Here is a 23,180-nt window from a genome sequence, read left to right on the forward strand (position 1 = left end):
CCTCACTCCAGAGGGAGCCTCAGCTCACGAGCACCCCTCCCCACGACATCGTGTCAACGAAGGCCCGCGCGCCGCGTGACAGGCTGACAGCGCGCCAGCCACCCCGCTCCACACGCCGTGACACCGAGCACTGTCCGCCAGCACGCGAATGGCGTCGGGACGGCGGGCCCACGGACTCGTCACGTTGCGCGATGCACCGGGCATCAAGATACTCCCGCCCGAGCCTTCCCACGGGGAGTCACTCATCCGGGGATGGAGGGAGTCCAAGTGATGCGCATGCGAATGCTGCTGGCGTCCGCGCTGCTGGTGCTCGGTGGCTGTGGTGGTGATGACGACAAGGAAGGCGACGACGGCGACGACACCACGACGGACCATCGGTCCAACGTCACGGGCGCCTATGAGAGCACGGGCACCCTGAGCGCCACCTTCAACGGAGAGACCCAGACCGGGGAGTTGGACGACACGGTGCGAATCTCGGAGGCCTCCGGCTCCAAGACGGCCCTGAGCCTGCGCTCCGAGTCCCTCACCTGCGACCGGGACCTGCGGGCGACGATGACCGGAGAGAACACCTTCTTCATCAGCGAGGGCGCGTGCTCGGTCTTCGACGAGGAGAGCAAGTGCACGGCGGACCTGAGTGTCACCTCCGGGCGAGGCAGCCGGGAGCCGAATGGCCCCCTTCAGCTCACCCTCCAGGGAAAGTTCACGGTGCGCTGCTCCCCGCTGCCCATCGTCGGTGACTTCACCCTGCTGCTCACCGGAACGCGCACGGGCGCGGAGTCCCTGCCTCGCGTCGAGACGCGGCTCTTCCACGTCACGCACCCCTGAGCCATCCGGCGACCGCGCTCCAGGCCAGCACGGGAGCGCGGTCCACCGGGCTCACCGCCTCACAGCGTCACCACGGCCTGCTCGCGACGAAGCTGGAGCACGCGCACGTCGGGGTCCACCACCCAGCGCTCGGGCGGGAAGTCGGAGCGCACCGTGACGTCGGCCTTCTCACCCGCCCCCAGCACCACGCGGCTTCGAGCCTCGCGGTAGTCCGGTGACTGCACGTCCGGAGCCTTCGCGTCCGGCCGCTTCGCGAAGCGCTCGCCCTTCACGGCGGCGACCTCCACCGGCATGCGGCCGTCCCCCACGTTCTCCACCGTCACCGTGGCCACCCACTGTCCGCCCTCCTGCTTCACCCGGGCATTCGACAGCCGGTACTGCGGGACATGCACCTCGTGGAACCACTGCTGGACGAAGGCGTCATAGGCCGCCGCGTCCGGCGCGAAGGGGCGCATCGCCGCGGTGAAGTCCTGCAGCACCGGGTGGTCCTCATGGCCCACGTACTTCTGGAGGAACGCCTGGATTCCCGCGTGCATGGCCGGGCGGCCCATCAGTTCCTCCAGCATCGAGAACGCCCAGCCTCCCTTGTCGTAGAGCACGGTGTTGTCGCCGTCGCGCGAGTCGTCGAGCTTCACCAGCGACTGCTCCGCATCCACGTGCCGCTCCCTGGCGTAGCGCTCCTCCAGTCGCTTGGCGATCTCCATCCGCGTCCGGGGACCGTCCAGTTGCTCCATCAGCTTCATCGCCGAATAGTGAGACATGCCCTCTGACAACACCGAGCCGCCCGGCCCCTTGCCAGGGATGAGCATGTTGCCCCACCACTGATGCGCCGCCTCGTGCGCGGTAATCAGCAGGACTGCATTCGACTCCGGCGTGCTGCGCGCGAGAAAGCCGATGCTCTCCGAGAAGGTGATGTTGGTGGCGAAGCCCTGCGCATAGGTGTCCAGGCCGGGGAACTCGGACAGCTTCAGCTCCTTCCACGGATAGGGATGGAACCATTCCGAGTAGTACCGGCGTGACGCGTCCAGCCCGCGGCGCATGGCCTCCACGTTGTAGACATGCGCGGGGTGATGGAAGACAGCGGTGCCCTCGCCGCGCAGCACCGCCCAGCGGCCCGCGACGATGTTGAACATGCTGACCGGTGCGTCGCTGCGCCACACGCTGACCCGACGCCCGTCCTTCACCTCGTCGCTCTCCAGCACGCCCACCGAGTTGAGCGTGTACTCCGCCGGCCCCGTCACGCGGATGCGCGTGGTGAAGGGAGTGCCCGTGCCATAGGCCGCCTCCGTGGGCCCCACGTAGAAGTCATCCGGGTAGACGCGCGGCTCGTACCGGTTCTCCTCCTTGTCCACGCCGATGTCGTCGCGGAAGCCCACCACCGGCGCGAAGCTCGGCCCGAAGCTGGTCAGCACCACGCCGGAGGGAAGGATGAACTCCGACACCTTGCCGCCACTCTTCGTCACGCCCTTGGGGAACTCGCCGTGGAACTCGAAGCCCACGCGCACCGCCGAGCCGGGTGCCAGGGGCGCCTCGGGTTTGAAGACATACAACCGCGAGCGGTCCTCGGGCGTGACGTCTTTTCCATCCACCGTCCAGCGCACGTCCTCCCAGTGGTCTCCGCCCGTGAGGGCAAAGGACTTCAGCGCCTTCTCTCGCCGGTTCACCAGCGTGTACGTGCCTCGCGTGCGGAAGGCGCGGCCCTCCGGGTCCAGCTCCACCTCCAGGTCCACGTCCTGAATCGCCGGCTGCGGCGCGTCCAGCCACGTGGCCAGGTTCTTCTGCCAGTACTCCTTCGCGCGCTTCTTCGCGGCGTCACCCTGCCAGCCCTGCCCCACCTGCACCGCCGCCGCCACGAGGGCCACCGCGGGCACCACCGCCCACGGCGTCAGTCGCCACGCGCCGCGCAACAGGCCACTGGGGCGGATGCGCTCCAGCAGGCTCACCGAGTCCGCCGCGCGCCGCCCATCCCACCGCACCGCCAGCGCGGTGAAGAAGGCGGCGAGCCCCAGGACGCCCACGCGGTTGAGCACGAGCACGGACCTGTCCAGCTCGAAGGGCCCCATGTCGGACCACTGCACCGCGCGCCACAGCGGCCAGTTCATCGCCCAGTGGAGGTGGCCGCGCACCGCCGCATAACCGGTGAGGCTCAGCGCCGCGAGCGACACGCCATACGCGCCGAAGCGCCCTCCCGCCACCGCGTGCGCCGCCAGCACGAAGCACGTCCACGCGAAGAACGTGGGCAACAAGAGCCCCCACGCGAGGACATACGGCCACAACGAGAGCGGCACCTGGCCTTGCACGAGCTGGGCGATGATGCCCGCGAGCCCCGTCGCCGCCAGCAGCGACACTCCGACGAGGCTGTTGGCGAGCGCCTTGCCCAGCAGGACGGAGACGGTGCGCACGGGCGCGGCGTCATGGATGGGCGCGAGGTCCGAGGCGCGCTCTCGCTCCAGCGACTCCACCGTGTAGAACATGAGCAGCAGACACGCGAGCGTGGACGCCACGCTCAAGGTGCTCACCGCGAAGAAGCCCGGAGACGTCAGGAGCGAGGTGTCGAACGGGCCCACCTTGTTCAGCGCATTCGCCACCGTCTGCATCAGGATGATGGGCATGAACAGGTAGAGCCCCGGCTGCGACAGGAGGCCCCGCAGCTCCGCGCTCGCCACCACCCACAGGCCCGACAGTGCCCCGGGAGGATGGGCTCGCATGCCCAGCGTCGCGAGCGGCGTCTCCTCGCGCGCCCCGCCATCCGGCGTCGCCAGGGGAATGTCCGCCAACGTCTTGCCGTGCGCGCCGCGCACCGGCGCGCCACGCAGCCCTCGCGCCACGTGCCGCGCGCTCCACGCCACGCCGCCCAGCCCCACCGCGATGAAGCCCAGGCGACTGAGGACGAACAGCGCGTCCAGCCCCACGCGCTCCGCGTTGTAGAAGGCGACCCCTCGGTCGACCTTCACCCATGTCTCACTCAGCCACCGCATGCCCGCGGGGTCCAGCGCCTGGAGCACCCGGTTCACCCGAGGGTCCAACCACCCGGGAGACCAGCTCCACAGGAAGAAGGCGCAGACGAACATCAGCACCACCGGCAGGAAGTACACGAGCACCGGGCGTCGAGTGCCCGCGCCCAGCGCGAAGGCGGCACCCGCGATGAACACCAACTGGGGCATGCCGAAGAAGAGCGCGGGCCGCGCGTAGTTGAGCCACGACAGCGGGCCGCGATACTCGGCGTGCTCGCCCGCGGGGATGACGTGGTGGAAGAAGACGAGGAAGAGCGCCATCGCCCCGAGCGCCAACACATACGCGCTCAGCACCGCCAGGAACTTGCCCCACACGTACTCGCGCGGCGTCAGCGGCGTGGTGTGGAGGAGGGGGCCCACCCGCGCCTCCTCGTCCGCGATGACGCCCATGCCCGCGCCCACGGAGACGAAGAAGCTGAACAGGAGGAACATGAGCAGCAGGAGCGTCTGAGAGACGGCGAACTCGCTCGTCACCCAGGCCTTCTGCCCGCCCACCTGGCTGGCCCCGGATTCGATGGTGACGTTGCCTGACGACAGGCCCCACACCGACAGGAAGGTGACGAGCAACAGGATGACGAACAGCGGGCGGCGCATCTGGTGCGCCAGCTCCGTGCGCACCACCGTGCCCAGACGGGCCACGGTCATCGCGCCACCTCGCGTGCGGCTTCCACGACGGGCGACGGCTGCGAGGTCGCGGAGGCCTCGCGCGTGTCCTTCATCATCAGCAGATAGGCGTCCTCCAGCGTGGGCGTGACGCGCTCGAAGCCCACGGGCACATCGCCTCCCGTCGAGTGGATGCGCACGCGGTTGCGGCCCTCGAAGAGCACGGCCTGCGTGACGCGGCGGGTGCGCTGCAGCTCCACCAGCTCGGTGGCGGAGGCGGTCCCCTCGAAGATGGTGCCCTGGATGGAGGCCTTCGCCTCGGAGGGCGACGTAATCGCCACCACGCGGCCCTGCCGGATGACGGCGAAGCGCGGGCACAGCATCGCCACGTCCTCGACGATGTGCGTGGACAACAGCACCGTGCGCTCGTTCGCCACTTCCGCCAGCAGCCGGTAGAAGCGCAGGCGCTCCTCGGGGTCCAGGCCCGCGGTGGGCTCGTCCACGATGATGAGCTGGGGGTTGCCCGCGAGCGCCTGGGCGATTCCCAGCCGCTGCCGCATGCCTCCCGAGTACTCCTTCACCTTGCGCTTCGCGGCGAACGTGAGGTTCACACGCTCCAGCAGCTCCGCGCACAATGACTTCAACCCTCGCGGCGCGGTGACGCCCTTGAGCTTGAGCAGGTACAGCAGCATGGCCTCGCCCGTGAGGTACGGGTAGAAGCCGAACTCCTGCGGCAGATAGCCCAGGTGGGGCCGGAGCGCTTCCGGGTGGCGGACGATGTCCAGTCCATCCAGCGTCACCTCACCGGAGGTGGGCTCCAGCAGGCCCGACAGAATCTTCATCAGCGTGGACTTGCCCGCGCCGTTGGGACCCAGCAGCCCGAACATCCCACGCGGTATCTCCAGGTCCACGCCACGCAGTGCGGGCACCGGGCCCGGGTACACCTTCACCAGATTGCGGAGGGAGAGCATGCCCCCCGTACGCCTGGAGGGCCGCGCTCATTTCACGGGACGTGCGCGGAAAGCGGGGGCTCACGGTGTCCGTCGGGCGCACACCCGGGTGACGCACCGTGGCGCCACGCCTGAGGACTCAGCTGGGGATTCGATGGAGCGGAGCGCAGTGCGGCGCATCTTTCTGAAGCCACTTGCGCAACACCTCGGCGCCCACGGTGTCGCCCGCACGCGCGGAAGCCACTCGAAGCCCCCAGGCACTCATCAGCCAGGCCACGGGGAGATTGGTCTGCTGGTTGTGCACTTTCAGAGCCGCGAGCGAGTCGGGGGTGGCCGTGCCGGTGAGCACCTCGCCGATACCCACGCAGATCTCGTAGTAGGCGCGCCCCTCGTCCGAGCCGGCGACCGGGCTCGGAAACTCCACCATGGAGAGGGCCTCCTTCGCGAGCGCGAGCCCTCGCGCGGGGTCGTCCTCGCACAGCATGACGATGCTCGCCTCACCCACTCGCTCCATCGCGCGGATGACAGGGGGACGCGCTGACCAGTCGACGCTCGCCAGCTCCCGGCGCGCGGAGGCCGCGTCACCGTAGCAGGCATGGGCCAGGGCGCGGGAGCTCGCTCGGTAGAAGGCGACATCCGGAAACCGGCTGCTCGACGCGTACACCTGTTCGTAGACGGCGAGCAGGGCGCTCACGTCGGGATGCAGAAAGGCCGCGTCGATCTTGCGGTGTGCTGACCATCGTCTCCAGAAGATGGAGCCCAGAGTGCCCACCGCGAGCACGCCTCCAACCAGCAAGACGAAGCCCAACTGAGACCCGGACCGACTCAGCTCCTCGGTGGATGGCAGCTTCGGCGTCTTGCCGCCAGTGACCATGAAATACGCGGCGACGTAGGCAACGAGGATGAACGGCAACAGCTTCATCCAAAGCTTGATGGGCGCGAGAGCACTGCGTGGGCGAATCGATTCGAGGTAGCGGGCGTTCTCGTCACGGGACATGCGCGCACTTATAGCCAATCCCTCTCGCGCCACCACGGACTCGCGAAAGGAAGGAGGCTCCTCATTCGAGACATTGATTCAACAGAACGCTGAGGGTGTTGCTCTCGTAGTTGGCCGTGACGACGTCCAGCCGCCCGTCTCCATTGAGGTCCGCGCTCATCACCGCGAACGGACGGCCACCGGTGGCAAAGTCCTTCCGGGGTTTGAAGCCGCCTGTCCCAAGCCCCTGGAAGACACTGATGAAGCGGGCGCTACCGGGGGTGTTCTCGACATCGTAGTTGGCCACGACGATGTCCGCCGCGCCATCCCCGTCGAAATCACCGGTCGTCACGCCGTAGGGGTTGCGCCCCACATTGAGTCTCTGTTTCAGGGAGAAATCACCCAATCCATCCCCCTGCATCACACTGACGGTATAGCTGGCGGCGCTGGGACTGTCCGCGAGGGCAACCGCCGCATCGACGTATCCATCGCCATTGAAGTCCGCGAGCGAGAGTCCTCGCGGACGCCCTCCCGGATACGGACTCGACAGCGCCGTGAAGGAGCCGTTGCCGAGGCCCCGCAGCACCTGGAGGACATTGGAGGAGCCCACCACCACGAGGTCCAGCTTTCCATCTCTCGTGACGTCCGCGCTGGCGATGGCGACCGGGTTGCTCGTCCCACTGGAGGAGGTCCGCGCTGGAAGCAGGCCCCCCAGGCCGTTCCCGGGCAACATGCTCACGGTGCTGGAGCTGGTGTCCGCCGTGACGACATCCATGAAACCGTCGCCATTGAAGTCCGCGCTGATGACCGAGTGCGGAAACCGGCCCGTGTCGAACTCCGTGCTCGCGCCAAAACCGCCTGCTCCATCCCCTAGCAACACGCTGACACTGCCTCCCAGCGTCGAGGGGGAGTTGCCGTTGCCGTTCGCCACGACCAGGTCCAACCTGCCGTCCCGGTTGAGGTCCACCACCACGACCGAGGTGGGATTCCTCCGGGTGGGGAAGTCCCGCCGCGGCCCGAAGCGACCCGCGCCAACCCCCAGCATCACCCCCACGGAGTCGCTGGACTCGGAGGTCACCACGAGGTCTGGATTGCCATCTCCATCGAGGTCACCACTGCTCACCGCCGTGGGCTGCTGGCGGGTGGCGTGGTCGCGCCAGGTCAGAAACGCTCCCGTGCCATCTCCCTTGAGCAAGGTCATGACCGACTGCAATTGATTCGACAGCGCGAGGTCGATCCGGCCATCCCCATTGAAGTCCCCAGCGGCAATCGACGACGGGTTCTTGAGCGTGGCGAAGTCCTGTCTCCCGGAGAAGCCACCCGTGCCATCTCCGAGCAGCACGCTGACCAGACTCTCACTGTTGCTGTACTGGACGATGTCCCATCGGTCATCCCCGTTGACGTCCGCGAGCAGCATCCCGGAGGCCACCACTCCGACGTGCGAGATGCGCTCCGTCCCGAGGCGCCCCGCCCCATCCCCCAACAACACGCCAACACCCTGGCCTCCCATGTTGGAGCCGATGACATCGAGCCTTCCATCCCCATCGACGTCCTCGAGCCGCAAGGTACTGGGGCGCACCGTCACGGCGAAGTCCTCTCGCGCGGACAACCCGCTCGAGGCATCTCCCAGCATCACCGCGATGGACGACGCTCCATGACCCACGACCAGGTCTGAGCGGCCGTCGCCGTTCAAATCTCCCGCGGCCATCAAGCCCAGCGCGGCACCGAAGAGGATGTCCCTCCGGGGCGAAAAGCCACCGGTCCCATCCCCCAGGAAGAGGTTGATGTCCTGACTGACAATGTTGGCCACCACGAGGTCGGCATTGCCGTCCCCATTGAAGTCCCCGCTCGTCACGGAGAGCTGCGTCTGCCCCACACCCAGGTCCACCTTCGAGGTGAAGCCGCCACGCCCATTGCCCATCACGACGCTGACCATCGTGGAGCCATGAAGACCGGGCGTGTACAGCACCATGTCCAGGTTCCCATCGTTGTTGAAGTCCGCGAGCGCCGAGCCAGTCCCACTGATTGAAACGGGGAACGCGACCTGCTCCACGAACGCCCCCGAGCCATTCCCCAACAGCACCCCGGCATACCGAGCCGAGGGGCTCTCGCTCCGGCCGACGCCGAGGTCCGGAATGCCATCGTTGTTGAAGTCCGCGACCGCCACCGACAAGACCGAATGCCTCGCCAGGGGCCACCCTCCCAATCCCAACCCACAGGACGTCGTCACCTCACATGCAGCGGAGCGCGGGCTGTCGCCCACCGCGTTGGTGGCCTGCACCGTGAAGGTGTAGTGCGTCGCGCCGTCCAGCCCTCGCACGGTCGCGGAGGTGGCGCTGCCCGCGGCCGAAGCCGAGAACCCTCCTGGACTCGCCCGCACCGTGTAACGGGTCATGGGGCTGCCGCCGTCGGACACAGGGGGCGTCCAGCTCACCGTGGCCTTGCCGCCTCCGAGCGCGACGGCGCGCGACTCCCGAGGCTCGCTGGGAACATCAGGCGTCAGCACTTCGCCCGAGGGTTCTGATTCGGCGCTCGGGCCCAAGGCATTCACCGCGATGACAGTCACGCGATAGGCCGTCCCATTCACGAGCCCGGTGAGGGTCGCCTCCCGAGGCTCCGCGTCGACAGTGACGGGCGTGCCCGCCGTCCCCGCGCTGTACGGTGTCACCCGGTAGGCCGTCACCGGCGAGCCACCATCCGACGCAGGCATGGCCCAGGTGACGCTCAGGGAGCGGATGCCAGCCGTGGCCACCACCTGTGTGGGGGCATCGGGCGGGCGCGGCAATGTCACGGCCGAGGAAGGCTCCGATGACGCGCTGTCACCGCGCGCATTGGTGGCCACCACGGTGAACGTATACGTCTCGCCCGGGGTCAGCGTGGTGAAGGTCACCTCGGTCGAGGAGGCATCGACCGTCGTGGAGGCACTCGCCGCGCCACCGCCTTCGTGAGCTGCCACCGTGAAGCCCGTGAGCGCACTGCCTCCATCGAAGGCAGGGGCCGTCCAGCGCACGGTGACGAGGGAGAGGTCCACGCTCGCGGTGACGTGGGTGGGGGCATCAGGCACGGTGGAGGGAGTCACCGGTGCGGACGGCGCGGACTCCGGGCTGTCACCCGCGACATTCGTGGCCCTCACTGTGAATGTGTAGGCCTGTCCATTGGTGAGCCCCGTGACGACAGCGCTCGCGGTGGCCACAGTGGCCGAGTGCCCCCCGGGGCTCGCCGTCACCGTGTAACCCGTCACGGGGGCGCCATGGTCCGCTGGAGCGCTCCAGGAGACCGACGCGCCACCTTCTTCCGCCGTGGCCACGACCTCCGAGGGCGCGGCGGGAGGCGTGCGCGGCGTCACGGGCGCGGAAGGTGACGACGACGCGCTGTCCCCCACGGCGTTGGTGGCCACGACAGTGAAGGTGACCGGCTGCCCCAGGGTGAGTCCGGAGAACGCCCCGCGCGTTTCCGGTGCGGAGATTCGAAGCGTCGCGCCACCCGTCGAGGCGGTGACGGTGTAGCCCGTCACGGGGTTTCCCTCATGGGACGCAGGCGCGGTCCACGCCACCTCCACTCCACCGGCGTCATCCACCGTGGCGTGGACCTCCGAGGGCGCCGCCGAAGTCGACCAGGTGATGACCGACGTCGTGGCGGGAGCGCCTTCGCCCACGTCGTTCGTCGCCGTCACCGTGACGGAGTACGGAGTGCCATCCGCGAGCCCCGTCACCTCCGCGTGCGTATCCGTGACGACGACACGCGCGGCGTCGAGGGGAGGAAGGATGCTCACGGTGTAGCCGGTGATGGGACTTCCATGGTCGTCCGGAGCGCTCCAGTCGAGCCGCGCGCCACGCACTCCTGGCCGGGCAAGGAGATCGACCGGTGCTCCCGGGCGCGCGGCGGGCGTCACCGGCAACGAAGGAAGGGACGGCACGGAAGGCCCCACGGCGTTCGTGGCCACCACCGTGAAGGTATAGGGGGTTCCGTTCGCGAGGCCCGTCACCAGGACCGAGACCGAATCGCCTGGGACGTTCGCCACCGCGCCACCCGGGGAGGCCGTGACGGTGTAGCCGAGGATGGGACTGCCGTGGTCCTCGGGCGCCAACCAGGACACCCGCGACGAGGCATCACCACGCACCGCGACGACCTGCGCGGGAGCGGATGGAACCTCCGCGCGCGGTCCCGCATCCGTTTGCTCACCGGCGTCCGTGGGGCCGGCGTCCGTAGGGCCTGCATCCGTGGGGCCCGCGTCCGTGCCGTCGCCCGCGTCCGTGCCGTCGCCACCATCTGTCGAGCCCGCGTCCGCGACGCCCGCGTCCGTGCCGTCACCCGCGTCCGCCACTTCGACGGGTGGACGCGGTGGAATACCCGCCTCGCCACAACCCACGCCAACCGCGAACACAACGAGGAGCATCCAGACGCATTGGCGGAACGACATTGAAACTCCCCGGTAGAGGCGGGGCTTTGTAGCAGCGCGTCGGCCACTCCCTCAAACACGGCTCGACGGCGCCCCCAAACGAGTCCGCCTCAGTGTACCCCTCTCACACATCGAGTGAGGCGCATCGGGAGACGGGCTTGCTCCCGAAAACCAGACATGCCCAGAACCTCCCCCCGGAGTCCTGCATGAACGAGCGCGGACGAGACTCATCAGCCCCAGCAGCGTGACGACCAGGACTCGCTTCAGCCAGCAGCCACTGTCTCCCTCACGAGTGCCGCACCAACCGCAGTGACGCGCGCGACGCCGTCGAAGCAGAGGCCGAAGCGGACGCCGAGGCCAGCAGCCCCACGTCGGGCCACGCGGTCTCCGGCTTCCCCTCCACGAGGAAGTCCACCGCCTGCGAAACGACCTCCGGCGCGTACAGGATGCGGTGATGCCCCAGCCCCTGCGTGCGCGTCAGCCGCGCGCCCGGCCAGGCGCTCGCCACCGACTCGCCCGCGACGAGCGGCACCTCCCGGTCTCCCACGTCGTGAAACACATGCAGCGGCACGTGCCCCAAGAGCCGCACGAAGTTCGGCAGGGCCAGGTCGCGCAGCCGCACGTTGAAGTGCGCCTCGATGCGCTGCTCCATCCGCATCCACACGCCATCCGTCAGCCCCATCGCCCGCGCGAAGGCCTGGATGCCACCCCTCGGGTCCGCGGGCGGCGAGACGAACACCGCGCGTCCCACCTTCAGCCCATCCCGCATCGCCACCGCCGTCGCCGCCGCGCCCAGCGAGTGCGCAATCACCGCGTACGGCCCACCCGTCGCCCGCGCCACGTCCGCCACCAGCTCCGCCATCTCCGGCAACGAGCTGGTCCTCCCCGACGACTGCCCGTGCCCCGGCGCGTCGTACGTCACGACGGAGAAACCCGCCGACACCAGCGGCTCCACGAAGGCCGTGAGCTGCCCGCCATACCCGCTCCACCCGTGCACCAGCAGCACGCGCGGTCCCACGCCCCAGCTCCACACCGCCACCTCCTCGCCCCCCAGCGTCAGCAGCCGCGGCTGCCCCCGCGCCAGCACCGCCTCCGCCGTCTTCGAGCGATGCGGCCTCCGAGGCGTCCGGAACATCCGGTCCGCCCACGCCGCCGTCAGCCCCGGCGCCACCGCCCCCATGCTCAACGCCGCCGCCCGCACGCCCCACATCGCCAATTTCGCCCGAACGTTCGTGCTATTTTTCGCCATGACGAGGTCCTCCTCGGAACGACACACAGCCAAAGAAATCTCAGGAGCCTTGGGGACGGGCGGCGCGCAACAGCGCGTCGAAGGCGCGCCGGGCCCACGTCTCCGCGCGCGGCTCTTTCAACAGGCGCGCGGAGTGGTGAAAGCCCAGGAGCAGTGCGTTCTCATCGTGGGCGAACTGCTCCACGTCCACGTCCTTGTGGAAGTGCCCCTCCGCGACGGCGATGCGCGCGGCCTGGGCCAGGCAGTCCAGCCAGTCCCGCTGCGTCTGCACCAACCTGTCACGCGCGGGCCCGGGCGCGTCGTCCAGCTCCGTGGCCGCCGCCACGAAGATGCACCCGCCCTCCGGCACCAGCTCCTTCTCCCACGTCAGCCACTGCTCGAAGAGGGCCCGCACCCGGGGCTCGCCTCGCGGCTGCGTGAGCGCCGGGCGGATGACGCGCTCGGTGAACAGCGCCGTCGCCGCCTCCAGGATTTCCACCTGGAGCGACGTCTTGGAACGGAAGTGCGCGAACAGGCCGCTCTTGGAGAGCTGCAGCTCCTCCGCCAGCCCGCCAATGCTCAGCCCCTGGAGCCCCACGCGGCTGGCGAGCTGGATGGCCCGCTCCAGAATCGCCTGATGGGTGAGCTCTCCCTTGCGCATGGGCTCTTTCTAAACGCCCGTGCTTTTTTCCGCAAGTCGATGAACCACGGGGCTGCTCAGCCCTCGGTGTTGCGCAGGAAGTCCGCCACCTGGGCGAAGCGGTCATCCAGGAAGCGGCGCAGGCCGCCGGTGACTCCCCGGGCATCCAGGGCCTTCCCCATGGCGCGCAGCCACGCGTCGCGCATGGAGAGATCCACGGGCACATGGCCATGACGCATCCGCAGGCGCGGGTGGCCGTGGCGCTCCGCGTAATGCTGCGGCCCGCCCAGCCAGCCGATGAGGAAGAGGCCGAAGCGCTCGCGCGTCCCCCCGTTCACCCGGCCCTGCTCGTCCAGTTCGTGCAACTTCGCCAGCACGGGCTCGTGCGCGTCCATCGCGTCATAGAAGGCCCCCGCCAACGCCATCACCGCATCCGCGCCACCGATGCGCTGATACGGCGTGTCCTCCAGCGTGGGCACCCAATCATCAGAGGAGGGAATTTTGAGCTCAACAGGCATGACATCCTTCAACATCCGTGCGGGCACGGGGTTTTCCCCTCCCGAAACGAGCGCTCGGCGTGCCGCTCCGAGGGGTGTCGAGAGGCCGACAGGTTGGCAGGCACCTCGCGGGTTGCCCATCGAAGATTTGACCCAGGCAAGAGCCGGTTGCTAGAGCCCTGCCCCACCCGTGCACCCTTCCACCAACTCCAAGCAGGCCAGGGCGATGCCTCCGCCCCGAGTCTGGGTCCTCGACGACAGCTCCGTGGAAAACGAGGCCATTCGCCGCGTGCTCACTCCCACCTGCCGGGTGGAGACGTTCACCGACGGGGCCGCGTTGCTGGAGGCGCTGGGGCGGGAGCACGGAATGCTCCCCGAGGTGCTCGTCCTGGACTGGTACCTGCCGGGCATGTCGGGCCTGGAGGTGTGCCGCTTCGTGCGCTCGGGCGCCACCACCTCGCTGATTCCGGTGCTGCTGCTCACCGTCAACACCCGCGCGGACGACGTGGTGGAGGCGCTGGCGGCGGGCGCCAACGACTACGTCTTCAAGCCCTTCCGTCCGGTGGAGCTGGAGGCGCGCGTGCTGGCCCTGGCGCGCCTGGAGCGTCAGCGACGCCAGCTGCTCGAGGACGAGCGCGCGCGGCGCATGCTGGCGGAGGGCACGCTGACGGAGGTGCAGGCCGCGGAGGAGCGCGCGTGGCGCAGCGAGCTGCGCTTCCGGCTGGCCGCCCGGGCCACGCGGGACGCGGTGTGGGAGTGGGACCCGCGCACGGACACGGTGGACTGGACCAGCGGCCTGCACGAGCTGTTCGGCCACGTGTCCACGAACATCCGGGACACGCGCGACTGGTGGGCCGAGCGCCTGCACCCCGAGGACCGGGACCGCGTGGTGCGCGGCCTGCGGCTGGCCCTGGCCAGCGAGACCCACGAGTGGCAGGACACCTACCGCTTCCAACGCGGGGACGGCACGTGGGCCCACGTGGTGGACCGGTGCCACATCGTCCGGGACGGGGACAACCAGGCGGTGCAGGTGGTGGGCGCCATGCAGGACGTCACCGAATGGCAGCAGACGGAGGCCGAGCGCCTGCGCCTGCTGGCCGAGGTGCACGCGCAGGCGGACTTCGAGCGGCAGCTCATCGGCATCGTCAGCCATGATTTGCGCAACCCCCTGGGCGCGATAACGCTGGCCGCGTCCCTGCTGGCGCAGCGCCCGGACGCGGACGACCGGCAACAGCGCAACGTGCAGCGAATCCTGCGCGCGGCGGAGCGGGCGACGCGGATGATTCGCGACCTGCTCGACTTCACGCGGGCCCGGCAGGGCCGCGGGCTCCCCATCTATCCGCGCGCCATGGACCTGCACGAGGTGGTGCACGCGGCGCTGGACGAACTCCAGGCGGCCTGGCCCGAGCGCCGCATCGTCTCCGACTACCAGGGCAGCGGAGCGGGCGCGTGGGACCCCGACCGGGTGGCGCAGGTGCTCGGCAACCTGGTGGGCAACGCGATGCAGTACAGCCCGCCGGACACCGTGGTGCGCGTCATCGCGAGGGGCGAGGACACGGGCATCGTCCTGGAGGTCCACAACGCGGGCCTCCCGATTCCGGGCGACCTCCAGTCGCGCATCTTCGAGCCGCTGGAGCGCGGCGTGGAGCGCCCCGAGGACCGGGGCGTGCGCAGCATCGGACTGGGGCTCTACATCGTGCGCAGCATCGTCGTGGCCCACGGCGGCACCGTGGAGGCGCGCTCCACCCAGGAACACGGCACCACCTTCACCGTGCGCCTTCCCCGCCAGCCGCCCGTCGCCCTCGCGGCCCAGGACGACGACGGACAGGCCGCGGGGTAGTCCGCCTCAGTCCACCCAGCGCTTCGGCCTGCGCTTCATCGTGGTGACGCCCAGCCTGTCGCAGAGTGACTCGAACACCTGCCGGGGCACGCCCCGCCACGCCACGTCCTCCAGCGTCTTCGTGCCGGGCAGCGGAGCATCCGTCACCAGCGTGGCGAGCCGCCGGTACAGCAGCGCCTCCTCGCGATGCGCGCGCAGCGTCGCCGCCAGCTTGTCCGCGCCACGCGGGCGCGCCGTCCACGTCGCCGCGTCGTCCGGAATCGCCTCCAGTCTTCCGTAGGCCGCCAGCAGCGACGAGGCGCCCTTCTCCCCGAAGCCCGGCAGCCCGGGGATGCCATCCGCGTCGTCGCCCATCAGCGCGAGCAGGTCCGGCACGCTCGTGGGGGACACGCCCAGCTTCGCGCGCACCGCGTCCTCGTCCAGCACCTTCTCCTGACGCCGGTCCACCTGCACCACGCGCTGGCCGCGCACGCACTGCCCCAGGTCCTTGTCCGGGGTGAGCAGCCGCACCTGCTCCACCGCGTCCGCCCACTTCGCCGCCGCCGTGGCCAGCGCGTCGTCCGCCTCGTGCTCCTTCATGGACCACACGCGCACGCCCAGCGCCGCGACGGCTTCCTCGGCCAGGTTGAACTGCGCATGCAACTCCGGCGGGACGCCCTCGTCGCTCTTGTAGCCGTCGAACAGCGCATTGCGGAACGAGCGGATGGGGTTGTCGAACGCCACCGCCACGTGTGTCACCGCTTCGTCCGTGTCGTGCAGCAGCATGAGCAGCGAGGACATCAACCCCACCGTCGCCTTCACGTCTTGCCCGTCCGGCGCGGCGTGGCCGGGCCGGGGCGAGAAGTGGGCGCGGTACAGCTCGTACGTGCCATCCACCAGGTGCAGGCGCATCCCGCCGTCCTATCGCTCCCGGCGCCTTCCGACCAGCCCGGCCGCACCGTCACGAGGCCCTCCGCGCGCAAGGACTGCTCGCCGCGCCCCGGGGTCGCCCGGCCGCTCCCCGGGCGGCTTGTCCCGGTGAGGATTGCCGGGTTGTCGGCGCGAGCACACTTCAGGACCTGGGGCGCGACACCCGCGCTCCATCCGGCTGCTGGAGGTAGACCGTGCGCCCGAAGCTGCTTGCCGCGATGCTGTGCGCCACCCTGTTCGGGTGCGCCAGCCAGAGCGTGACACCCGTCTCGAACACCAAACGAACAGAGGCCATCGCCTCCATGCGCGCCGCGGAAGGAGCAGGCGCGTCGCGCATCCCCGAAGCCGCTCGCCACCTGGAGTTCGCCCGCCAGCAGGTCAACAACGGCGAGCAGCTGATGATGGACGAGGACATGGAAGGCGCGGAGCTGAGCTTCATGCAGGCGGACGCGGACGCGGACCTCGCGCTGGCGCTCGCACGTGCGTTGCCACTGGAGCGGCAGGCGCAACAAACCACCCAGCAGGCCCAGGCGCTGCAACGCGGCCTGCAGTGAGCCCGAGTCCCGGAGGAAACCGTCATGGTGCGAAGCAAGCGTGGATGGAAGGCCCTCGTCGGAGCCACGACGCTCCTCGCCGCGGGGAGCGCGAGTGCCGCTCCACCCAAGGAGCTCGTGGAGGCGCGGTCGGCCTATCAGCAGTTGATTGCCAGTCCCCAGGGGCGTGAGCGTCCCCGGGAGGTGACCGAGGCGCGCGATGCCTTGCGCCAGGCGGAGCAGGCGTACCAGGACGACAAGGACGCCACCCGCACGCGAGTGTTGTCCTACGTGGCCCTGCGCAAGGCGGAGACCGCCGGCGCCTGGGGCAGCGCGGAGATCGCCGCCAGGCAACAGGCCCAGGCCGAAGCGGCCTTGAGCCAGGCCCAGGCCCGACAGGAGCAGCAGCGGCTTTCGCAGGCCCAGGCCTCCCAGCAGCAGCAGGCCAATGACCAGCGGCTGTCGGAAGAGTCCTCCCGTCGTCAGCAGTTGGAGGCCGAGGCCCAGCGCCTGGCCCAGCAGAACCAGGAGCTGCAACGCCAGACGGCGGAGCTGCAGGCGCAGCAACAGGCGCGAAGCCAGACGGAGCAGCAGAGCGCCCAGCAACTGGAGGCGGAGCGACAGGCGCGCGTGGAGGCCGAGCGCAAGGCCAGCGAGGCCCTGACGCAGCTGGACCGCGCGAACAAGGACCTCAAGGTCCGTGAGGAAGCCCGAGGCACGGTGCTGACGCTGTCAGGCAGCGTCCTCTTCGCCTCCGGTGCGTCGGACCTGCTGCCGGTGGCCCGCGACAGGCTGGCGGACGTGGCGCAGGTGCTGAAGGAGGGCGACAAGCCACTGCTCATCGAAGGGCACACGGACTCGCAGGGCTCGGACGCGCTCAACGAGCGGCTCTCCTATGCGCGCGCCGAGCGCGTGAAGGAGTTCCTCATCAACCAGGGCGTCCCCGCCAATCGCATCGAGGCGCGCGGCATGGGTGAGTTCCGGCCCGTGGCCACCAACGCCACGGCCGAGGGCCGCGCGAACAACCGCCGCGTGGAAATCGTCGTCGAGCGCGGCGGACAGCGCGCCGTCGGCGGCAGCGGCCAGGGCACGGGCGGCGCCGGCTCCGAGCAGCAGAAGCAGGCTCCGGAGTCAGGCTCCTCGAACGACACCCTGCCGCCCCAGGAGGACACGAGCGGCGCGGTTCCCTCCGGACAGCAGGGCACCTCAGCGGACCATGAAGACTTCCCGGGCACCGGTGGCGGTGGTGCGCCTTCGGAGAGCCAGGGACAGCAGGGCACGTCGGCCGACCACGAGGACTTCCATGGCACGGGTGGCTCGGACGGCGCGAATCAGGACGTGAAGCAGTAACCCCGCTGACACCCGCCCGGCCCAACGCCGGGTGGGTGTGCGAGGCACGTTGCTCCTGGTGGTGTGCGTGAAGAACCCTCGCTCCGGACCTGCGCGCGGCTCTCATGCCCGGACAGGCCCGGAGCGCGGCGTTTCGGCCCCGTCGAGCACCTGTCACCCGGAGCGCTCCGTCCCGCTTGCGGCGCTCCGGTTCCGGCGCGCGACGCGATAGCCTGCGCGCCGCTCTCGTCATGGCCTCCGACAAACCCATCGTCCTGCTCACCACCGAGCGCTTGAGGGTGACCCAGCTGCCTCCCGACGGGGCGGCGCGCGTCGTTGCCTATTTCGAAGCCAACCGGGACCACCTGGGCCCGGTGTCCCCCACGCGGCCCGCCCACTTCTACACCCTGGCGTACTGGCGCACGCGGCTGGCACAGGACCTGGAGGACGCGCGCTTCGACAGGTCCCTGCGCATGGTGGTCCTCCCTCGCGCGGAGCCGCTGTCCTCCGCGCCCGTCATCGCCAACATCTCCCTCACGAACATCGTCCGGGGACCGCTCCAGGCCGTGACGCTGGGCTACGGCCTGGACCACCGTCACGAGGGCCAGGGCCTGATGACGGAGGCCCTGCGCGCCGTCTGCACCCACGCCTTCACCACCATGGGCCTGCACCGCATCCAGGCCAACCACCTCCCGGAGAACCTCCGGAGCGCCGCCGTGCTGCGCCGGCTGGGCTTCGCGGTGGAGGGCTACGCGCGCGACTTCCTGCGCATCGACGGCCGCTGGAGGGACCACATCCTCACCTCGCTCGTCGCGCCCGAGGGAAGCCCCACCGCCGAGTAGTCGCGGCCACGCGACACGCGCTCGAGTCAACCGTCGTGAATCCCTCGACGGACGCAAGACGCGCTGGCGAAGGGACAGCGAGCCTCGTACAGCTTCGCCACGGAGGTGGAAGCGTGGCGTATCTGTTCCTGTTGGGGGCCATCGCCTGTGAAGTGGTGGCGACGAGCCTGCTGAAGTCCACCCAGGGCTTCACCCGCCTGTGGCCCACCGTGGGCTGCCTGTCGGGCTACGCGGTGGCGTTCCTGCTGCTGGCGCAAGCGGTGAAGCAGGTGCCGGTGGGCGTCGCGTACGCGATGTGGTCCGGCCTGGGAACGGCCGCCATCGTCACCATCGGCGTCATCTTCCTGGACGAGCCGTTGAGCACCACCAAGGTCATCGGCGTGGCGCTCATCATCGGGGGCGTCGTCCTGCTCAACCTGCGCGGCGCGCACTGACGCCGCGCGCGGCTCAGCGCGGGAGCGCGGCGGCCCGAGGGGCGCCGTTGGGGCCCGCGGGCAGGTGCGTGTCGAGCCACTCCACCGTGCGCCGCATCCGGTCCACCACGTGCTCCGGCTTGCGCAGGGTGTGGCCCTCGTCCGCGTAGACGACGAACTGGGTCTTCACCCCCAGCTCCTTCAGCGCGTGGTGGAACTCGTAGCCCTGCGTCACGGGCACCTCCACGTCCCGCTCGCCATGCAGCACCAGCGTGGGCGTGCGCGCCAGCTTCACGTAGTTGATGGGCGAGCTGCGCGTGTACACCTCCGGCTCCTCATACACGGACGCGCCGAAGTACGGCCGCATCCACGCGTCGATGCGGTTGGTGCCGTAGTAGCTCTGCCAGTTGGCGATGCCCGCGCCCGCCACCGCCGCGCGGAAGCGCTGCGTCTGCGTCACCGCCCACATCGTCATGAAGCCGCCGTAGCTCCACCCCGTCACCCCCAGCCGCGAGGGGTCCACCGGCGCGTGCGCCAGCGCCGCATCCACGCCCGACACGATGTCGCGCAAGTCACCGAAGCCGAAGTCGCGCCGGTTGGCCTGCGCGAAGTCCGCGCCCTGGCCGAAGCTGCCCCGGTAGTTGGGGAGGAAGACGTAGTAGCCCCGGGCCGTGAAGAGCAGGACGTCCGGCCGGAATTGAGGCACCACGCCCGCCGCCGGCCCGCCGTGAATCATCGTCACCATGGGCGCGCGCGTGCCCGAAGGAGGCGCCATCGACGCGGCGGGCGCCACCAGCCAGCCCTGCACCTCCGCGCCATCGCTCTTCCACGACAGGTCTCGCGTCTCGCCCACGAGCGCGCGCAGGTCCTCCTCGCGCCGCGTGACTCGCTCCCAGTCCCCCACCGGCCCCACCCACACGTTCTGCGCCTGGGTGAAGGACTCGCGCACCACCGCGCTGCGCTTGCCGTCCCGCGACAGCGACAGCCCCACGGAGCCGCCCGCGCTCAGCCGCTCCGGCCCCTTCCACAGCACCGTCACCCCGCCCTGCGCCGTCGGGTCCACCGAGGCCACCGCCGACTCCCCGCGCACCTGCGCGCCGAACAGCAGCTTCCGAGGCGCCACCCACTCGAGCGTCGTCGCCGTCGCCTTCATCCCCGCGGTGAGGTTGCGCGCCTTGCCGCCCTCCAGCGACACCAGCATCACATCGCCCCCGTTGACGCCCTGGTCGCTCATCAACCCCTCGATGACGGCCACGTGCTTCCCATCCGGGCTCCACACCGGCTCGGTGAGCTGCCACCTGGGCGCGTACACCAGGCGCGAGCGGCCGTTGGCCGTCTCCAGCACATGCAGCTTCGCCAACCACCAGCTCGCGTCTCCTGGAGGCGGCGCCGCGATGAAGGCCAGCCGCGAGCCCTCCGGACTCCACGCGTACTCGTAGACGAAGAGCTGCTCGGGCGACACGACGCGGTGGGCGCCGTCCGCCACGGACACCAGCGCCACGCGCTTCACGGAATGGGACTCCCGCACCACGCCCGTCTCTCGCGCCGCGGGGCCGTTGGGGCCCTTGGCCTGCTCGGCCCCCTCGCCCTGCATCACCAGCACCGCCACGGACGCGCCATCCGGCGACCACTGGGGCGCGGACACCGAGCCCTGGAAGGACGTCAGCTTCCGCGCCACGGACTGCGCCAGGTCCGCGACATACAACTGGGACTGTCCCCGTTGGACCGCATCGGACAGGAACGCCAACTGCTTTCCATCCGGACTCCAGGCGATGGACGACTCGTCACAGGCGCGCCCGTCGGGACAGACGCTGACGCGCACCGCCTGCGGCTCGCTCACGTCCAGCTCCACCGCGTGGATGAGCGTGCCCCCCGTGGAAGCCACCTCCACCCACGCCACCCACGTCCCATTGGGAGACAGGGCCACCTGGCGGAAGCGCGTGGTGCGGCCCACCGCGCCCAGGATGGACTCCACCGACGGCTTGCCCACCTTCGTCGCCGCGCCGCGAACGACCACCGTCGTCTCGCGGTCCAACGCGGAGGGCGCGGGCATGGACTCGCCCACCTGCGCGAAGGCCGGAGCCACGCACCACAGCGCCACACCCAGGCCGACGACTCTCGCCACCATCCGAATCAACACATCCCCCCACGGGTCTGGAAGAGAGCACCAGACTACATGAGTGGGACGGCCCCGCGTCCGGACACTTGCTTCTGGCACCTCACCCGAGGGCCCGGCCCTCCTTCCTGGGAGGCCTCCTCATTCGTTGGACCTCGGAAGTTTTGGCGTGCGAGGAGTGACTCAGCGCGTCCATCGTCGGACAGACTCCCCACTTCGACGGAAGCCGTGCGCCAGGGCCGGTGAAGACTGCCGGGCCATGGCACGAACCGAGCGGGAGAAGATGCTTGCTGGGGAGCTGTACAGCGGCTGGGACGCGGAGCTGACGGCGGCCAGGTCCCGGGCGCGCCGGCTCTTGCGCCTCTACAACGACACGCTCATGGACGACGAGGACGCGCGCAAGCAGCTGCTCGACCAGCTCATCGGGAAGCGGGGCACGGGCTGCTACATCGAGCCGCCCTTCCACTGCGACTACGGCACCTTCATCACCCTGGGCGAGCGCGTCTACATGAACTTCCAGTGCGTCATCCTGGATTGCAACCAGATTACCATTGGTGACGACGTGTCGTTTGGCCCCAACGTGCACATCTACGCGGCCACGCACCCGTTGGACGCGGACGAGCGCATCAAGGGCCCGGAACTGGCCAGGCCCGTCACCATCGGCGCGAAGACGTGGGTGGGCGGCGGCGCCATCATCGTCGCGGGCGTCACCATCGGCGAGGGCGTCACCATCGGCGCCGGCAGCGTGGTGACGAAGGACATCCCGCCGTATGTGCTGGCGGCGGGCAATCCCTGTCGTGTCATCCGTTCGCTGCGTTGAGCGTTCAGCGCTTCGTCATGTCGAACAGCGCGCGCGCCTGCGGCCCCAGGAACCCGTCGAAGTCCGGCGCGCGCTGGGCAATCTCGAAGTACGCGTAGGGCCACGGACGGCGGCCTCCCTCGCGCAGCGTCACCGACAGCGGCGCGGCCTGGGTGGCGGTCTGCCGCAGCGACGTGCCCGGCGCGCCCTCGATGTCCGCCTTCATGGGAACGCCCGCCTCCCGCATGCGCTGCTGCCAGACCTCCACGTCATCCACCGAGCCGGTGAAGTGGTTCACCTTGCGGCCGAAGGCCAGGAGCCAGGCGCCGTACTGCGACTCCTTCTCCAGCTCCAGCAGCGCGGCCTCCGACGGCGGCGGCGGCGAGCAGAACCACGCCGCCAGCGCGTCCACGTCCTCGGGCGGCGGAGGGTCGTCCGGCAGCGTGCCGAGCAGCTCGCGGGCGCGCGGCGACAGCTCCTCCGACTTCAGCTCGGAGATGAAGACGCGCGGCAGCCCCGCCGGATGCGACAGGTAGATGGCGGACAGGTGCGCGTCGGGGAAGGTGTATGCCCCCGCGGGCTTCCAGCCCAGCCGCTCGAAGGGCCGCGAGAAGAGGGCGATGCCGCCCCCGGGCCGCGCCAGCGAGCGCAGCGCGACATGGTCATTGCGAAAGCTGCCTCCGGAGAGCTGCACGAAGGTGCGGGCAAACGGCACCTCGGAGGCGTAGCGCTCCCAGAGCAGGTCCAACAGCCGGGTGGCCTGAGAAGTCGTCATGGCGGCGCACTCTAATCCGCCCAGAAAAGTGCGGCGGCGCGCGGCCCCGAGCCCTTGGAGGGGACTTCGTTCGGAGACGCGCGCCGCGCGCTAGAGACTCGCCTTGGAGTTTCGAGTCTCTGTACCCTTCTTGGTATGCATTGACTTCCGTTCCGGCCCGCTCGGCGCCACCCGAAGTCGTGCGGCGAAATAGGGTGCGACGTTGGAAAACGCCAGTGCCGCGCAAGAGTGGGCATCAAAGTCGCGTTGCGCCACCCTGTAGCCCGGCTAATTGACAGAATTGTGAGCGTAAAGTTTCCGTAACGCTGTGCCGCGCCACGTCATCGTGGCCTCGCGAGCGCAGGCGAGGGCGAAGACAGGCCCCCAGGCCCACCTCCACCCTCTTCCACCGCGAAACCCCACACCGGGCTCGCGACGGACAACCCCCGAGCGCCTCCGGATGCGCACGCGTCAGCCCCCTCTGGGGCGGGGAGACACGCGCGGAAGGACACC

General features: G+C 69.8%; 17 protein-coding genes. 7 read left to right on the forward strand and 10 right to left on the reverse strand.

Going from position 1 to position 23,180, the window contains the following annotated elements; all coding sequences use genetic code 11:
- Positions 1-270 precede the first annotated feature (270 nt).
- Positions 271-825 (forward strand): hypothetical protein, encoded by a 555-nt coding sequence (locus HUA76_RS05060; RefSeq protein WP_174457071.1) that lies wholly within the window; start codon positions 271-273, stop codon positions 823-825.
- Positions 826-884: 59 nt separating this feature from the next.
- Here HUA76_RS05060 and HUA76_RS46015 read toward each other — a convergent pair whose 3' ends face one another.
- The 7 genes from HUA76_RS46015 to HUA76_RS05095 form a co-directional block, all read right to left on the reverse strand.
- Positions 885-4,484, reverse strand: a complete 3,600-nt coding sequence (locus tag HUA76_RS46015) for a M1 family aminopeptidase (RefSeq protein WP_174460131.1) — start codon at positions 4,482-4,484, stop codon at positions 885-887.
- Positions 4,481-5,413, reverse strand: a complete 933-nt coding sequence (locus tag HUA76_RS05070; RefSeq protein WP_174460132.1) for an ABC transporter ATP-binding protein — start codon at positions 5,411-5,413, stop codon at positions 4,481-4,483. Before HUA76_RS05070 ends, HUA76_RS46015 begins: the two co-directional genes overlap by 4 nt.
- 118 nt (positions 5,414-5,531) lie before the next feature.
- Positions 5,532-6,389, reverse strand: coding sequence for a hypothetical protein (locus HUA76_RS05075; protein ID WP_174460133.1), 858 nt, complete (start codon positions 6,387-6,389; stop codon positions 5,532-5,534).
- A 61-nt stretch (positions 6,390-6,450) separates the two neighbouring features.
- Positions 6,451-10,764, reverse strand: coding sequence for a fibronectin type III domain-containing protein (locus tag HUA76_RS05080; protein ID WP_174460134.1), 4,314 nt, complete (start codon positions 10,762-10,764; stop codon positions 6,451-6,453).
- 289 nt (positions 10,765-11,053) lie between these two features.
- Entirely contained in the window at positions 11,054-12,016 is a 963-nt protein-coding gene (locus HUA76_RS05085) for an alpha/beta hydrolase (RefSeq protein WP_174460135.1), read from the reverse strand.
- A gap of 40 nt (positions 12,017-12,056) precedes the next feature.
- Positions 12,057-12,656, reverse strand: a complete 600-nt coding sequence (locus HUA76_RS05090) for a TetR/AcrR family transcriptional regulator (RefSeq protein ID WP_174457077.1) — start codon at positions 12,654-12,656, stop codon at positions 12,057-12,059.
- 56 nt (positions 12,657-12,712) lie between these two features.
- Positions 12,713-13,153, reverse strand: coding sequence for a group II truncated hemoglobin (locus HUA76_RS05095; RefSeq protein ID WP_141641173.1), 441 nt, complete (start codon positions 13,151-13,153; stop codon positions 12,713-12,715).
- Between the two features lie 169 nt (positions 13,154-13,322).
- Here HUA76_RS05095 and HUA76_RS05100 point away from each other — a divergent pair, with 169 nt between their 5' ends.
- Positions 13,323-14,972, forward strand: a complete 1,650-nt coding sequence (locus HUA76_RS05100; RefSeq protein ID WP_371745819.1) for an ATP-binding protein — start codon at positions 13,323-13,325, stop codon at positions 14,970-14,972.
- Positions 14,973-14,978: 6 nt separating this feature from the next.
- Here HUA76_RS05100 and HUA76_RS05105 read toward each other — a convergent pair whose 3' ends face one another.
- Positions 14,979-15,863: a 5'-3' exonuclease H3TH domain-containing protein gene (locus HUA76_RS05105; RefSeq protein WP_174460136.1), complete on the reverse strand. Its 885-nt coding sequence runs from the start codon at positions 15,861-15,863 to the stop codon at positions 14,979-14,981.
- Positions 15,864-16,075: 212 nt separating this feature from the next.
- On the opposite strand from HUA76_RS05105, the gene HUA76_RS05110 reads away from it, so the two are divergent.
- The 4 genes from HUA76_RS05110 (at position 16,076) to HUA76_RS05125 (ending at position 19,019) form a co-directional block, all read left to right on the forward strand.
- On the forward strand, positions 16,076-16,435 hold the full coding sequence (locus tag HUA76_RS05110; RefSeq protein ID WP_174457080.1) for a DUF4398 domain-containing protein: 360 nt from the start codon (positions 16,076-16,078) through the stop codon (positions 16,433-16,435).
- A 24-nt stretch (positions 16,436-16,459) separates the two neighbouring features.
- Positions 16,460-17,764: an OmpA family protein gene (locus HUA76_RS05115; RefSeq protein WP_174460137.1), complete on the forward strand. Its 1,305-nt coding sequence runs from the start codon at positions 16,460-16,462 to the stop codon at positions 17,762-17,764.
- A 230-nt stretch (positions 17,765-17,994) separates the two neighbouring features.
- Positions 17,995-18,585 carry a GNAT family N-acetyltransferase gene (locus HUA76_RS05120; RefSeq protein WP_174457082.1) on the forward strand — a complete coding sequence of 197 codons (591 nt, stop codon included), beginning with the start codon at positions 17,995-17,997 and terminating at the stop codon, positions 18,583-18,585.
- Positions 18,586-18,698: 113 nt separating this feature from the next.
- The gene (locus HUA76_RS05125) at positions 18,699-19,019 is read left to right on the forward strand and encodes a multidrug efflux SMR transporter (RefSeq protein ID WP_141641167.1); all 321 of its coding nucleotides are present in this window, start codon (positions 18,699-18,701) and stop codon (positions 19,017-19,019) included.
- Between the two features lie 13 nt (positions 19,020-19,032).
- Here HUA76_RS05125 and HUA76_RS05130 read toward each other — a convergent pair whose 3' ends face one another.
- Positions 19,033-21,126, reverse strand: coding sequence for a S9 family peptidase (locus HUA76_RS05130; protein WP_174460138.1), 2,094 nt, complete (start codon positions 21,124-21,126; stop codon positions 19,033-19,035).
- Between the two features lie 247 nt (positions 21,127-21,373).
- Here HUA76_RS05130 and HUA76_RS05135 point away from each other — a divergent pair, with 247 nt between their 5' ends.
- Complete coding sequence (locus HUA76_RS05135; protein WP_141641165.1) at positions 21,374-21,934, forward strand: sugar O-acetyltransferase; 561 nt, start codon at positions 21,374-21,376, stop codon at positions 21,932-21,934.
- A 4-nt stretch (positions 21,935-21,938) separates the two neighbouring features.
- Here the strand turns inward: HUA76_RS05135 and HUA76_RS05140 are convergent, their stop codons facing one another.
- Positions 21,939-22,688 carry a DUF1338 domain-containing protein gene (locus tag HUA76_RS05140; RefSeq protein WP_174457084.1) on the reverse strand — a complete coding sequence of 250 codons (750 nt, stop codon included), beginning with the start codon at positions 22,686-22,688 and terminating at the stop codon, positions 21,939-21,941.
- Positions 22,689-23,180: the final 492 nt, after the last annotated feature.

Origin of the sequence: Myxococcus sp. CA056 (assembly GCF_013336715.1) — a bacterium.
GTDB lineage: Bacteria > Myxococcota > Myxococcia > Myxococcales > Myxococcaceae > Myxococcus > Myxococcus llanfairpwllgwyngyllgogerychwyrndrobwllllantysiliogogogochensis.